The organism is Pseudorhodoplanes sp. (genome assembly GCF_035565855.1).
Lineage (GTDB): Bacteria > Pseudomonadota > Alphaproteobacteria > Rhizobiales > Xanthobacteraceae > Pseudorhodoplanes.
Window position 1 is genome coordinate 1 of the sequence record NZ_DATMRX010000244.1, and the last position, 13,470, is coordinate 13,470.

General features: G+C 64.0%; 13 protein-coding genes. 5 read left to right on the forward strand and 8 right to left on the reverse strand.

From position 1 onward, the window contains the following. Positions 1–7: 7 nt before the first annotated feature. From VN004_RS13525 to VN004_RS13560, 8 genes are all read right to left on the reverse strand, one after another. The gene (locus tag VN004_RS13525; RefSeq protein WP_325610864.1) at positions 8–1,072 is read right to left on the reverse strand and encodes a sensor histidine kinase; all 1,065 of its coding nucleotides are present in this window, start codon (positions 1,070–1,072) and stop codon (positions 8–10) included. A gap of 8 nt (positions 1,073–1,080) precedes the next feature. Next, positions 1,081–1,518 (reverse strand): response regulator, encoded by a 438-nt coding sequence (locus tag VN004_RS13530; protein WP_325610866.1) that lies wholly within the window; start codon positions 1,516–1,518, stop codon positions 1,081–1,083. After that, complete coding sequence (locus VN004_RS13535) at positions 1,515–3,008, reverse strand: sensor histidine kinase (protein WP_325610869.1); 1,494 nt, start codon at positions 3,006–3,008, stop codon at positions 1,515–1,517. The genes VN004_RS13530 and VN004_RS13535 overlap by 4 nt, the downstream gene beginning before the upstream one ends. 89 nt (positions 3,009–3,097) lie before the next feature. After that, positions 3,098–4,450, reverse strand: coding sequence for an acetyl-CoA carboxylase biotin carboxylase subunit (gene accC, locus VN004_RS13540; protein WP_325610871.1), 1,353 nt, complete (start codon positions 4,448–4,450; stop codon positions 3,098–3,100). 102 nt (positions 4,451–4,552) lie between these two features. Beyond that, complete coding sequence (gene accB / locus VN004_RS13545; RefSeq protein WP_414710298.1) at positions 4,553–5,035, reverse strand: acetyl-CoA carboxylase biotin carboxyl carrier protein; 483 nt, start codon at positions 5,033–5,035, stop codon at positions 4,553–4,555. Between the two features lie 3 nt (positions 5,036–5,038). Further along, complete coding sequence (gene aroQ / locus VN004_RS13550) at positions 5,039–5,488, reverse strand: type II 3-dehydroquinate dehydratase (RefSeq protein ID WP_325610873.1); 450 nt, start codon at positions 5,486–5,488, stop codon at positions 5,039–5,041. A 136-nt stretch (positions 5,489–5,624) separates the two neighbouring features. Beyond that, the gene (locus VN004_RS13555) at positions 5,625–6,368 is read right to left on the reverse strand and encodes a DsbA family protein (RefSeq protein ID WP_325610893.1); all 744 of its coding nucleotides are present in this window, start codon (positions 6,366–6,368) and stop codon (positions 5,625–5,627) included. Positions 6,369–6,393: 25 nt separating this feature from the next. Next, on the reverse strand, positions 6,394–7,791 hold the full coding sequence (locus VN004_RS13560; RefSeq protein ID WP_325610875.1) for a M48 family metalloprotease: 1,398 nt from the start codon (positions 7,789–7,791) through the stop codon (positions 6,394–6,396). A 185-nt stretch (positions 7,792–7,976) separates the two neighbouring features. Here VN004_RS13560 and VN004_RS13565 point away from each other — a divergent pair, with 185 nt between their 5' ends. The 5 genes from VN004_RS13565 to VN004_RS13585 form a co-directional block, all read left to right on the forward strand. Beyond that, entirely contained in the window at positions 7,977–9,152 is a 1,176-nt protein-coding gene (locus tag VN004_RS13565) for a pyridoxal phosphate-dependent aminotransferase (RefSeq protein ID WP_325610877.1), read from the forward strand. Then, complete coding sequence (locus VN004_RS13570) at positions 9,149–9,886, forward strand: YoaK family protein (protein ID WP_325610879.1); 738 nt, start codon at positions 9,149–9,151, stop codon at positions 9,884–9,886. The genes VN004_RS13565 and VN004_RS13570 overlap by 4 nt, the downstream gene beginning before the upstream one ends. A 60-nt stretch (positions 9,887–9,946) precedes the next feature. After that, positions 9,947–10,468, forward strand: a complete 522-nt coding sequence (locus tag VN004_RS13575) for a DedA family protein (protein ID WP_325610883.1) — start codon at positions 9,947–9,949, stop codon at positions 10,466–10,468. A gap of 202 nt (positions 10,469–10,670) precedes the next feature. After that, on the forward strand, positions 10,671–11,705 hold the full coding sequence (locus VN004_RS13580) for a S1C family serine protease (protein ID WP_325610885.1): 1,035 nt from the start codon (positions 10,671–10,673) through the stop codon (positions 11,703–11,705). A 186-nt stretch (positions 11,706–11,891) separates the two neighbouring features. Beyond that, positions 11,892–13,470, forward strand: a 1,579-nt coding sequence (locus VN004_RS13585; RefSeq protein ID WP_325610889.1) for a methyl-accepting chemotaxis protein, incomplete at its 3' end; no start/stop codon positions are given.

Below are 13,470 nucleotides of genomic sequence, written 5' to 3' on the forward strand. Positions count from 1 at the left end.
CCGGCCGTCAGGACGGGTTGACGCGTGGCGCGCACTCGAACGTGATCACCACGCGTGTGCCGTGGTGGTCCGGATCGTACACCACATCGGCACCAAGCCGGTTCGCCATGGCGCCCACGATGGAGCGGCCGAGTCCGGTGGACCGCGGCAGCGTCTTGACGTTGTGGCCGATCCCGTCGTCTTCGACGCTCAGCATTGCGTGTCGCCCATTGACGCGCTTGAGGCCAATGCGGATCGGGCCCTTTTCCTGCTGCGGATAGGCGTATTTCATCGCATTGAGAACCAGCTCGTTCACGATCACGCCGATCGCAACGGCACGGTCCGGATCGAGATCGATCGGTTCTGCGGCGAGGCTGAGCACCGGGGTCTCGGTGGTGTCGGTCTTGGCAAGATCCTCCACGAGCGCCGCAAGATACTGATCGACGGACACCGACTGTACGTCATCCGACGTGTATAGCCGCCGGTGGACCTGCGCGACGGCCATGACGCGCCGGGTGGCGTCGGTCAGTGCGGCCTTGACCTCCGCATTGTTCGACGAGCCGCCCTGTAACTGCAGGAAGGCCGCGATCAGTTGCAGCGAGTTGGCAACACGGTGGTTGACTTCACGAAGCAGAAGGGCGCGCTCGACGGCGAGCTTTTCGAACCGGTCGCGCTGCTCGCGCAATTCGGATTCGGCGGCTTCCTTCGCGCGCCGCATCCGCATCGCATCGGCAGCGCCGGTCAGTGCGGCAAGCAGAAGCGGGACGAACTGCCCGGAGGCATCCTTCAGCACATAGTCGAAGGCGCCGGATTTCAGCGCCGACACCGCAACCGCCGAATCCTGTTCGCCGGTGACGATGATCACCGGCGGATGGTTCGGCAAGTCATGGATCTGCTTCAGGGTCGCAATGCCGTCGAGCCGCGGCATGTAATTGTCGAGCGCCACGACATCGAATTGCTCCTGCTTCAGCCGCTCCACAGCGCGGACGCCGTCCTCGACCGTGACCACTTCAATGCCATGCGCGCCAAGCCCGCGCTCTACCAGCCGGCGGAGGCCAGCATCGTCATCGGCATAAAGGACTTTCTTCGGCATGTTTGATTTCAGTCCGTTGCCGGGACCTGGATGACCGAGAAGAACAGGCCGAGTTGCCGGATCGCGTTTGCAAAGCTGTCGTAGTTCACCGGCTTGGTGATGTAGACATTCGCCCCGAGATCGTAGCAGCGCTTGATCTCGCGCTCGTCGTCGGTGGTGGTCAGTACGACGACCGGCGTCAGCTTGAGATGTTCGTTCTCCTTGACGCGCTTCAGGATATCGACGCCGCTCATGTCCGGCAGGTTGAGGTCGAGCAGGATCAGCAGCGCGCGGCCGCTATTGACCGAACCTGAGCCGTCGGAGCCGAACAGGAAGCGCACCGCATCGCCGCCAGTGGCGAACGGGATGATCTCGTTATGGACGCCGGCCCGGCGGATATTGCGCTCGATCAGCCGCGCGTGGCCTTCGTCGTCCTCGACCATGATGATGGTGACGTGTTCGGTCATGCGGCCTGTCTTTCGTTTTCCTGCATTCTGCGCGGCAGCGTGACAATGAAGGTGCTGCCGTGTCCGAGCTCCGAGCGCAACGTTATGAAGCCGCCGAGCCGGCGAACGAGTGCGCGGGTATGGGCGAGACCGATGCCTTCGCCCTTTTGGTCCTGCTGTCCGGCGCGGCGGAACAGGTCGAAGACCCGTTGCTGGTCCTCGACCGCAATGCCGCGTCCGTTGTCCTCGACTTCGTAGACCGCCTGCATGTTTTCGATGCGTCCGCGAATGCGGATGCGGCCGGGCCGGCCCGGCTCTGAATATTTCAAGGCATTGTCGACGAGGTTGGAAAAGATCTGTTCCAACGCCAGGCGGTCGCTTTTCAACGGCGGAAGCGGCTCGACAATGATCTCCGCATCCTGTTCGGCAGCCTGATGGGCCACCGCATCGGTGATCGATTTGATCAATTGATCCATACTCACATATTCCGGCTTGAAGGTGCGCTGACCTTCGCGGGAGAGTTTCAGGATCGAATTGATCAGCCGATCCATCTTGCCGATCGAGCTTTTGATAAATCCGAGCGATTCATCAAAATCCTTCGACAACTCTAGTGTAGTCCCGGCCGTCCCGTCATCGGGTTTTTCGGTCTCGGCCACACGCTGGAATATGTCATTTTTTATAGCTTCGATCTCCGCGGTGAAGCCCATGATGTTGACCAGCGGCGAGCGTAAATCGTGGCTGACGATATAGGCGAAGCGCTGAATTTCGTTGTTGGCTTCCCGCAGTTCGGCGGTGCGCTCCTCGATCAGGGCCTCGAGATTTTCGTTGATGTCCTGCAGCGCGCGGCGGGCCTGTTCGCGTTGGCGATTGCTGCGCTGGACGAGGTAGACCGACAACGCCCCGATGGCGGTGATAGCGGCGGCGCCGAGCAGCGTGAGCAGCAGCAACCGTGAATTGGTGCTGGCGGAGGTTGCGCGCCGGCTTTCGAGCATCGCCCGCTCGGCGTTGTAGAGGTCTTCGATCGCGACCTTGACCTCGTTCATCGCATTGCGGCCTTCACCCTGCCAGATCAGGTCGGCGGCGTCCTTGCCACGACCGGCGTCGTGCAATCCGACGACCTGCTCCATTTCGGACAGCTTGCGTTCGACCAGCGCGGGGATCTTTTCGAACCGTGCGGCGAGGAGGGGCTCGCCTGCGATCACCTCCGCCGCGCGCTTCAGAGCCGGCCGGGTATTGGCGATCGCCTCGCGATATTCGTCCCGGTAATCCTTCTGGCCGGTGATGATATAGCCGCGCTGCGAGGATTCCGCGCGGCGCAGGTTTAACAGGATCAGGGACAGATGGTTCTGGACGTCGAATGTCGTCACCAGGGCGTCGGCATCATCATGCGCGCGATCGGCGAGCCAGAAGGATGCGACGCTGATGGCGACCAGAATGGCAAAGCCTAAGGCGAGCAATATGGGCTGGGCCCCGGGCGACCGTATCCGGTCGGCCGTGTTGTGGGAGCTCATGGCGGGGGCGGGGACTCCTGTGGTCGAACCTCGAAGAACGCCCCAGAACCCGGGTTTGTTCCCGCGACAGGCTCCGCTGACCGACTTTTTCAGCCTTCCATCCCGCCCTGTGCGAGGAATTTCTCGAGCCAGTGGATGGAATAATTGCCGTCGATGATGTCCTGGTTGCGCACCAGTGTCCGGAACAGCGGCAACGTCGTCTCGACGCCGTCGACCACGAATTCGTCGAGCGCCCGCTTTAGCCGCATCAGACATTCCTGACGCGTCTTGCCGTGCACGATCAGCTTGCCGACCATCGAGTCGTAATAGGGCGGGATCGTGTAGCCCTGATAGGCGGCGGAATCGACGCGAACCCCGAGCCCGCCCGGCGGATGGTAATGCTGGATCTTGCCGGGTGAGGGCCGGAAGTTGAACGGGTTCTCCGCATTCACGCGACACTCGATGGCATGGCCATGGAAGCGCAGGTCGTCCTGCCGGCACGGCAATTCGCCGCCGGCGGCGACCCGGATCTGCTCGAGCACGAGGTCGATATCGGTGATCATCTCCGTCACCGGATGCTCGACCTGGATGCGGGTGTTCATCTCGATGAAGTAGAACTCGCCATCCTCGTACAGAAATTCCACGGTACCTGCGCCGAGATACTTCATCTTCCGCATCGCGCTGGCGCAGATTTCGCCGATGCGATCGCGCTGCGCCGTGTTGAGTGCGGGCGAGGGGCTCTCCTCGAACACTTTCTGATGCCGGCGCTGCAGGGAGCAGTCGCGTTCGCCGAGATGAATGGCGCCGCCGCGCCCGTCGCCCAGCACCTGGATCTCGATGTGCCGCGGCCGCTGCAGATATTTTTCCAGATAGACCGCGTCGTCGCCGAACGCGGCCTTGGCTTCCGAGCGCGCCGTCTGCAAGGCGACGATCATCTCGTCTTCGCTCATCGCGACCTTCATGCCGCGTCCGCCGCCACCGGCCGCGGCCTTCACCAGCACCGGATATCCGATCTCGCGTCCGATCCGCAGCGCTTCGTCATCCGACGTCACGCCGCCTTCCGATCCCGGGACCACGGGAATGCCGAGCGCCTTGGCGGTGCGCTTGGCTTCGATCTTGTCGCCCATGGTGCGGATGTGTTCGGCCTTGGGTCCGATGAAGCCGATATTGTGCTCGGCCAGGATTTCGGCGAAGCGCGCATTTTCCGACAGAAAGCCGTAGCCCGGATGCACGGCATCGGCGCCGGTGATCTCGCAGGCCGCGAGCAGCGAGGGAATGTTGAGGTAGCTGTCACGCGCAGCCGGGGGGCCGATGCAGACGCTCTCGTCGGCAAGCCGCACATGCATCGCGTCGGCATCGGCGGTCGAATGAACCGCGACCGTATGGATGCCAAGCTCCTTGCAGGCGCGTAAGACGCGCAGCGCGATCTCGCCGCGATTGGCAATCAGGATTTTATCGAACATGTCTCGCCTGAAGCAGCGAATGGCGATTGGCGGATCGCGGATAGCCGATGGTCGCTGTGCCCGTCGTCACTCCTCGCCGCTCCCTGTCGCCGCCGCGGTTGCTCACTCGATGATCATGAGGGCTTCGCCGAATTCGACCGGCTGGCCATCCTCGACCAGAATCTGCGTGACGGTGCCGCCGCGCGGCGCCGGAATCTGGTTCATGGTTTTCATCGCTTCGATGATCATCACGGTATCGCCGGCCTTGACGGCCTGTCCGACATCCACGAAAGGCCGCGCGCCGGGAGAGGGCGCAAGATAGGCGGTGCCAACCATGGGCGAGGGCACGACGCCCGGATGCTTGCTCGGATCGGTGGCCTGTGCGGCCGGCGCTGCGGCCGCAACGGCGGGAGCCGCGGGAGCTGCGACGTTCACCGCACGCGCGGTGCGGCCGATCCTGATCCGCTGACCGTCACGTTCGATTTCGATCTCGGTCAGCCCGGTCTCGTCGAGCAGCTTGGCGAGGCCGCGGATCATGTCCTCGTCGTAAGGCGCAGCACCTTGCACCGCTTTACCCTTGGTTTTCTTCTCGTTGTCAGACGCCACGTGTCAGCCCTTTGATGATGCGAGCATGGCCGCGAGTCCGTCGATCGCGAGCACATAGCCGTTGACGCCGAAACCGCAGATCACAGCTCTGGCGGCCGGCGATATGTAGGAATGCCTGCGGAATGGTTCGCGGGCATGGACATTGCTGATATGCACCTCGATCACCGGGAGATCGGACGCGAGCAGCGCGTCCAGAATGGCGACCGAGGTGTGCGTGTAGGCGGCCGGATTGATCACGATGCCGGCCGCTTTGCGACGCGCCTCCTGGATCCAGTCCACCAGCGCCCCTTCGTGGTTCGACTGGTGAAAGACGATCTCGAAGCCATGCCGCTGCCCGGCGTCGCGGCACAGGGCTTCGACATCCTTCAGCGTGGCCCGGCCATAAATCTCCGGCTCGCGGGTGCCGAGCAGGTTCAGGTTGGGACCGTTCAGGACATAGACCGTTGTTGCCATCGGGCCTTGGGTCGCGCCATAGCGTGCGGAAGGGTCAGGGCGCGAGCGCCCGGCGGGGCTCCTTATAGGCGGGACGCCCGGCAAGGGAAAGCCCGCCCGGTATCCTCCGAAGGCCGGGTTCGCCCGCCGCGGCTCCTCAGCAGGTCGGCTTGCCGCACCGCGCGTTGTTGATCTTGGTTTGCAGTTCCTTGACGCCGACAGCGCCGACCACCGCCTCATTTCCGACCACGTAGGAAGGCGTCCCCTGGAACCCCAGGGCCTCGGCGAGGGAGAAGCTTTCCTGCAAGGCCGCCTTGACCTCGGCGCCGTTCATATCCTTTTCGACCTTGGCCATGTCGGCGCCGATTTCCTTGGCGACGGCGAGCGCCCGCGCCTTGTCGGCCTGTCCGCGGCCGCCGAGAAGCTTCTGATGGAAGTCGAGATAGCGCTTGCCGGACTTGTCCTGCAGCGCCACCGCAACCGCGACCTGTGCTGCTTCCATGCTGCCCTGGCTCAGCACCGGCATTTCCTTGAGGACGACGCGCAGATTGGGATTGTCCTTGATCAGCGTCATCATGTCGTCGAGCGCGCGCTTGCAGAAGCCGCAATTGTAATCGAAGAACTCGACCAACGTGACGTCGCCGTTCGGATTGCCGAGCGTGACCTGACGCGGCGAGTTGAACAGCGTCTGCTTGTTGTCGACGATCGCCCGCTTGAGCTTTTCGCTCTGGGCGAGCGTCTGAAGCTCCTCGATCATTTCCGGATTCTTGATGAAATAATCGCGGATGATCGCTTCGATTTCGGTGCGCTGCTGCGGCGTGAAGCTTTGCGCCAAGGCAGAGCCGGTCATGGCGATCGACGCGGCGATGACCGGCGCAGCGATCAGGCGGATGAGGGAGATCATCGAAATATCCTTGTGACAGAGCTCAGTTCGGGCGGTTTGCAGCAGCGGGTAGTTTTGCAGCGACGATGTCGTCGGCACGCACCCATCCGGGGGAGCCGACCGGCAGTTTGGTCTTGGCGCGCGCGGCCAGTTCGCGGGCGGTCTTGATGTCGCCGCGGGCGAAGGCGGCTTGCGCGGATGCAAGGTCGGCTTGAGCGAGATCGCCCTTGCGGCCATAGGCCATGGCGAGCTGCTGATAGCCATTCGGCGTATCGGGCTCCCGCGCGAGGCCATTGCGCAGGATGGTAATGGCTTCGTCCGCAAGAGCCGGATTGTTGGTGGCGACCAGGGCCTGTCCGAGCAGGATCTGGATCAGCGTCGGGTCCGGGGCGAGCGACGCGGCACGCCGCAACGGCGCAATGGCTTCGGCGGCGCGGCCGTTTTCAAGGAGCGCCTGGCCCTTGAGTTCATGGAAATACGGGTTATTGGGCTGGATCGCGATCAGGGCGTCGATCTGGGCGATCGCGGCGCGGATATCAGAGTGCCGATAGGTCGCGATCGCGCGGGCGTAGCGGGCGGGCAGCGAATTGTCGCTCGGCGGATAGCGGCGTGCGACCGTCTGCGGGGGGTCCATGAATCCGGACAGCTTGGCCCGCATCATGTCGTGGCGTGCCTGCAATTCTTGGGGATCCTTCTTGTCCCAGTACGGACTTGCGCGTGCGATCTCGGTCAGAGCGGCGATGCGTTCGTTGGGCATCGGATGCGACTGCGCGTAAGGATCGGCGAACCGCGCACTGAACATCGACTGATCGGCGAACCGCTTGAAGGTCTCGTACATGCCCTTGGCGGACTGACCTGTGGCGGCGAGGAACTTGACGGCGGCGCGGTCCGCGGCTTCCTCGTGTGCGCGCTGATACGACAAGAGGGAGCGCTGGGCGACATGCTGGCTGGCATGGATCGCGGCCATGCCGGCCTGTCCCGCGCCGTTGCCGCCCCCGGCCGCTGCCATGGCCGCCGCGCCGAGCAGCATGCCGATCAGGGCCGCGGTCTGAACATTGGCGAGTTCCTGATGCAGCTTGGACAGGTGGCCGCCGGCGATATGGCCGGTCTCGTGGGCCAGCACGCCGATGATCTGATTCGGTGTGGTCGATTCCTGGAGCGCGCCGGTATTGACGAAAATCCGCCGCCCATCGACCACGAAGGCGTTGAACGATTTATCGTTGATCAGGATGATTTTCAGATTGGCTTTCGACAGCCCGGCCACGCGAAAAATGGGCGCGGTGTAATCGCGCATCAATTGCTCGATCTCGGCATCCCGGATCAGGGGAAGCCCGCCCTTTTTCTGGGCGGCCGCGGGCAAGGGCGGCAGCGCAATGGCAGCCACGGTCACCGCCGCGATCAGGCGCGAAACTGGCTTCGCAATGGCCATCCTGATAGGCATGTGCGGGGTAGCGACTTGTGTCATAACGCTCTGAATTGCTTCGCCGACCGGACACTAGGGAGCCCGCCTGAGGCGGTCAAATCACGCAGCGTTCATGGTCTGAGAGTTCGCGCAGGCAATCGCGGGAATGCGGCAGGAGCGGGGCACATGCAGCGCATTGCGCGAGTAACGGACGGCTGAATCGCATGCTGGAACGGGCACGGCACATTTTATCACCTTCGGCACGCAGCGACGTGCCCCCATTCATCGTGATGGATGTGATCGCCGCCGCCAGCCGGATCGAGGCCGCCGGGCATCGCGTGATCCATATGGAGGTCGGCCAACCGGCGGCGCCGGCCCCGCGCACCGCGATCGAAGCGGCCCGCGCCGCGCTTGACGGTCCTCTGGCCTATACCGAGGCGCTGGGCATCGGTTCCTTGCGCAGCCGCATCGCGCGCCATTACGGCGAGACCTATAATGTCGATGTCGATCCGGCGCGGGTCATCGTGACGACCGGCTCCTCGGCCGGGTTCATCCTCGCCTTTCTTGCGATGTTCGAGCCGGGCGACCGCGTCGGGATCGCCAATCCGGGCTACCCGCCATACCGCCATATCCTCAAGGCGCTGGGCTGCGAACCGGTTCTGATCGAGACGGGTGACGACACGCGCTGGGCGGTGACGCCCGAGACCGTACTGGCCGCGCACCGCAAGGAAAAGCTTGCCGGCGTCCTGATCGCAAGTCCCGCGAATCCGACCGGGACGATGATGTCGCCTGACGCACTCGCCGCGTTGATTCGCACGACGGAAGACGCGGGCATCCGCTTCATCTCCGACGAAATCTATCATGGTCTCGATTATGCGTTTCCATCCGAGACGGCCTTGCGCATTTCCGACAAGCCGCTGGTGATCAATTCATTCTCGAAATATTTCTGCATGACCGGCTGGCGCATCGGCTGGATCGTGGCGCCGGAGCCGCTGGTTCGTCCGATCGAGCGGCTGCAGGGCAATCTTGCGATCTCGGTTCCGACGCTGTCGCAGATCGCTGCGCAGGCGGCATTCGACGGCCGCGAGGAGATGGATGCGGTCAAGCACGGCTACGAGGACAACAGGCGCATTCTCATCGAAGGCTTGCCAAAGGCGGGGCTCGACAAGTTTCTCCCCGTCGACGGCGCCTTCTATCTCTATGCCAATATCGCGCGCTTCTCCGACGATTCCCACGCCTTCGCCAAGCGCATGTTGAACGAGGCGCATGTTGCGGCGACCCCCGGTGTCGATTTCGATCCGGTCGACGGTCGCCATTATCTCCGCTTCTGCTATGCGGGGCAGCAAGGCGACATGCAGGAAGCGGTGGCGCGGATCGGCGCCTGGCTCCAGCGGCAATGACACACGGGCCCGCGCCTCTGCCTCGGGCGGTGCCGCCGCTACTCAGTCTGGTTGCCGGTTACGTCGACAGCATCACCTTCCTCGCATTATTCGGATTTTTCGCAGCGCAGGTGACGGGAAGCTTCGTCGTCGCTGCCGCCGAACTCGTGGTGGATGATCGTGGCGTCGTCGCCAAGATGCTCGCCATTCCGGCTTTCATGCTCGGTGCAGGGATCGCGGCGGCGATCATCATCGCAAGGCGAGGCGGCGACCGTTCGTCGCTGCCGCTGGTTTTCGGGCTCGAGGCGCTGCTGCTCGCGGGCTTTGTCGGACTGATGATGTATGCCTGGCCGATCACCGATCCGGACGCCTGGCTGGGCGCTGTGGCTGGACTATTGTCGGCCGCGGCGATGGGCGTGCAATCCGCGCTGGTGCGTCTGCTGCTCAGAGGCGTCCCGCAAACCAACGTGATGACCGGCAATTCCACGCAGCTTGCGATCGAGGCGACCGAGCTGATCTATGCGGCGTTTCGGCCGGCAAAGGTGAGCAAAGACCCCGACCTCGCCGCACAGGTCGCCGAAGCACGCAAGCGTTTCGCCACGGTGTTCCTGGTGCTTTGCGGATTTCTGGTCGGCGCGCTGGGCGGTGCTGTGGCTTATGCCGCGGCCGGCCCCTGGAGCGCCTTGCTTGCGATCCTGGCCGTGTCCGCATTGGTCGTCTGGTCGGCCAGGCGTGGCGGCACCGATCCGATGTAGCCTGTCGCGACTCGTCTGCAAGATATGCCATGAGTTGCGGTGCGATCGGGGAGGCTGCGGATGCTCACGACGTTGCACGAAGGCTGGGCGATCTTCGAGCCGTTTCTGAAAACCTACGGCGCGCTCGCGATCTTCGTGATGATCTATCTGGAATCGATGGGCTCGCCGGTGCCCGGCGAGACCGGGGTGATTGCCGCGAGCTTGCTGGCCGCCAAGGGTGAGCTGTCGATCTTCACGCTGTATCCAGCGGTCCTGTTCGGCGCAATCCTCGGCGACTCCACCGGCTATCTGGTCGGCCGGCTTGGCGGCAACATGCTGTTGCGCCGCTTCGGCCCAAAGATCGGACTGACCAACGAACGCCTCGACGCGGTCGAGGCGCGTTTCACAAGCGGCGGTCTCTGGATCGTATTCATCGCGCGCTTCGTCCCGCTCTTGCGCCAGCTCAACGGGCTCGTGGCGGGCTCGCTCGCGATGCCGTTTCATCTTTTCCTGATGGCGCAGGCGGCGGGCGCGCTGGTATGGACCAGCGTGTATTGCCTCGGCCCCTATTTCTTCGTCGAGCTGTTCCAGCACATCAAGTAGCGCCCTTTGCGATGGGGCCGGACCGGGCGCCGATGAGGTGCTGCGCTTCGGGTTGGGTAGTCGTGCGCTATCGCCGTCCGACGGACCCTCCCTTTTTTTTCGGGGCCGCGTACCTACATCTGCGGACACCCTGAAAGCGCGGCCGGCGACTGGGACCGTGGACCTTGTCCGCGGTCGCGCGTGCAATGATGTGAGAGCGACCATGCTCGACGTAACCAATATCGCCTTGTTCGATACCGACGAAGCGCAGCCGCATGTCGATCCCGCCGCGCAGGACGCGGCGCTGCTGGACGCCTATTCGCACGCCGTGATCGGCGTTGCCGACCGCGTCGGCCCCGCGGTGGTGCGGGTCGAGACCCGCAAGAAGGACAGCAAGGGGCGCGCCGCAAGCGGCGTCGGCTCCGGCGTGATCATCGCACCCGACGGGCTCGTCCTGACCAACAGCCATGTGGTGGACGGCGCGCGTGAATTGCGGCTGACCGATTCCGAGGGCCGCGTCATGGAGGCGCGGCTGCTCGGGGAAGACCCGGACACCGATCTCGCGCTGATCCGCGCCGATGCCGTCCGCAATCTGCCGACCGCGCCGCTCGGAGATTCCAAGAAGCTGCGCCGTGGCCAGCTCGTGGTTGCCATCGGCAATCCGCTCGGATTTGAATCGACCGTGACCGCGGGCGTAATCTCGGCGCTGGGCCGCTCGCTGCGCGCCCAGACCGGCCGGCTGATCGAGGACGTGATCCAGACCGACGCTGCGCTCAACCCCGGTAATTCCGGCGGACCGCTGGTCACCTCGCATGGCGAAGTGATCGGTATCAACACGGCGATCATCATGGGCGCGCAGGGCATCTGCTTTGCGGTCGCGAGCAACACGGCGCAGACCGTGCTGAGCGAGCTGATCCGGCACGGCCGCGTGCGGCGCGGCTTCATCGGCATTGCCGGCCAGACCGTCGCGGTGCCGCGACGGCATGCGCGCGCGGCCGATATCGACAACGCCTCGGGCGCGATGATCACCACCATCGAGCAGGGCGCGCCGGCCGATAACGGCGGACTGATGACCCTCGACGTCATCGTGCGGGTCGATGGCGAGACCGTCACCGGCGTCGACGACCTGATCCGTCTGCTCAATGCAGACCGGATCGGACGGCCTGTCACCTTTGATGTGCTCCGGCGCGGCATACTGCGCCAGTTCGATATCGTCCCGGCCGAGCGCGCCTCCGCGCGCCCGGCCGCGGGGAAGTAACGGCGTCAAGGACGCGGAATTCGACTTCACCGATCGGCGTCGCACAACCAGTGTGCGAGTCATGCGCGTGCAGCACGTCAGTTCCGCAATCGGGGCATTAATTCGAGTTTAATCCAATCCCCTGATCATGACTGTAATTGAGTCGGCCCGAGCGGTTTCGAGCGACTCATTCGGGGTCGAGAAAGAATGACAGACAGCGACGTGATTGCCGAACGCCTCCGGTTCATCGGGCTCGACGAGCAAGCCCTGACTAATATCCGCGAGGTGAAGCCGCTGATTGACCAGGCGATGCCCGGCATCCTCGACGAATTCTACCGGGTGATCGGCAGCACTCCGGCCGGGGCGCGCTTCTTCTCCGACAGCGACCGCGTCAGCCGCGCCCGGAGCGGACAGCTTCGCCATTGGGCGCGGATCAGCGGCGCTGAGTTCAGCGACGAATATTATCAAGGTGCCCGCAAGATCGGCGAAACGCATGCGCAGATCGGGGTCGACCCGCGAGTGTATATCGGCGGCTATTCCCTGATGGCCTCCGAACTGATCAAGACCGTGCTTGCCGCGAAGTGGCCGAAGGGCCTGTTCCAGAAGCAAGGGCCCGATCAGGCGGCAAATACGATCGGCGCGCTGATCAAGGCCGTGTTCCTCGACATGGATATCGCGATCACGGCCTACATCGATTCAGCGAATGCAGCGCGCAAGGCGGCGGAAGAGGCGAGCGCCGAGGCGATGAAGCGGCAAGCCGCCGTCGTCGAGGCATTGACGCAAACGTTGTCGCAGCTGGCGCAGGGCGATCTCACCTGCCGTCTCCCCGAAGTTCCCGACGAATATCGCAAATTGAAGGACGACTTCGATGGTGCGGTTGCCAAGCTCAACGATGCGATCGGCGCGATCGCGGCTGTCGCCCACGAAGTAACCGGCGCCTCGGACGAGATTTCGAGCGCGACGGCGGCGTTCTCGCAGCGCACCGAGGAACAGGCGGCAAGTCTCGAAGAGACATCGTCTTCGATGGAACAGATCGCCGCGACCGTCAAAAACAATGCAGAGAATGCAAGGCGCGCGAACGATCTCACGCAAGGCACCCGTGAGGTCGCCAATCGCGGCGGAGCCGTCGTCGCCGAAGCGGTCTCGGCCATGGCCCGGATCGAAGGCTCGTCCAGCAAGATCGCCGACATCATTTCGGTGATCGACGAGATTGCGCGGCAGACCAATCTCCTTGCCCTCAACGCCGCTGTCGAAGCGGCCCGTGCCGGCGAGGCGGGACGCGGATTTGCCGTCGTCGCCTCCGAAGTCCGCAGCCTTGCGCAACGCTCCTCGCAGGCGGCCAAGGACATCAAGGATCTGATCCTCGATTCCTCCGGTCAGGTCCGGCAGGGCGTCGACCTCGTCAATCGCACCGGCACGACGCTCGAGGAGATCATGAACTCCATCAAGGAGGTCGTCGATCTCGTGTCCGACATCGCCACGGCGAGCGGCGAGCAGGCCACCGGCATCGAGCAGATCAACAAGACGCTGTCGCAGATCGACGAGATGACGCAGCAAAATGCGGCAATGGTCGAGGAGAATGCGGCGGCGGCCCGCACGCTCGGGGAGCAGGCCGAAGCGATGGCCGAACGGATCGGCGCCTTCAAGCTCTCGGGGCAACCCGTGGCGAAGCCTGTCCAGCGTGCGGCGGCAGCGACACCTTCGCGGCCAGTCCCGGCCAGGAAGGCCCCGGCGAAAAGCGCGCCGGTGCGCCAGATGCGCACAACGGCCGTGACCGCGCCCAAGG

Excerpts from the sequence above, each read along its gene's own strand:
- VN004_RS13530 (WP_325610866.1), bottom strand. The coding sequence starts at position 1,518 with ATGACCGAACACGTCACCATCATCATGGTCGAGGACGACGAAGGCCAC.
- aroQ (WP_325610873.1), bottom strand. The coding sequence starts at position 5,488 with ATGGCAACAACGGTCTATGTCCTGAACGGTCCCAACCTGAACCTGCTC.
- VN004_RS13535 (WP_325610869.1), bottom strand. The coding sequence starts at position 3,008 with ATGAGCTCCCACAACACGGCCGACCGGATACGGTCGCCCGGGGCCCAG.
- accC (WP_325610871.1), bottom strand. The coding sequence starts at position 4,450 with ATGTTCGATAAAATCCTGATTGCCAATCGCGGCGAGATCGCGCTGCGC.
- VN004_RS13580 (WP_325610885.1), top strand. The coding sequence starts at position 10,671 with ATGCTCGACGTAACCAATATCGCCTTGTTCGATACCGACGAAGCGCAG.
- VN004_RS13525 (WP_325610864.1), bottom strand. The coding sequence starts at position 1,072 with ATGCCGAAGAAAGTCCTTTATGCCGATGACGATGCTGGCCTCCGCCGG.
- VN004_RS13560 (WP_325610875.1), bottom strand. The coding sequence starts at position 7,791 with ATGCCTATCAGGATGGCCATTGCGAAGCCAGTTTCGCGCCTGATCGCG.
- VN004_RS13565 (WP_325610877.1), top strand. The coding sequence starts at position 7,977 with ATGCTGGAACGGGCACGGCACATTTTATCACCTTCGGCACGCAGCGAC.
- VN004_RS13575 (WP_325610883.1), top strand. The coding sequence starts at position 9,947 with ATGCTCACGACGTTGCACGAAGGCTGGGCGATCTTCGAGCCGTTTCTG.
- VN004_RS13570 (WP_325610879.1), top strand. The coding sequence starts at position 9,149 with ATGACACACGGGCCCGCGCCTCTGCCTCGGGCGGTGCCGCCGCTACTC.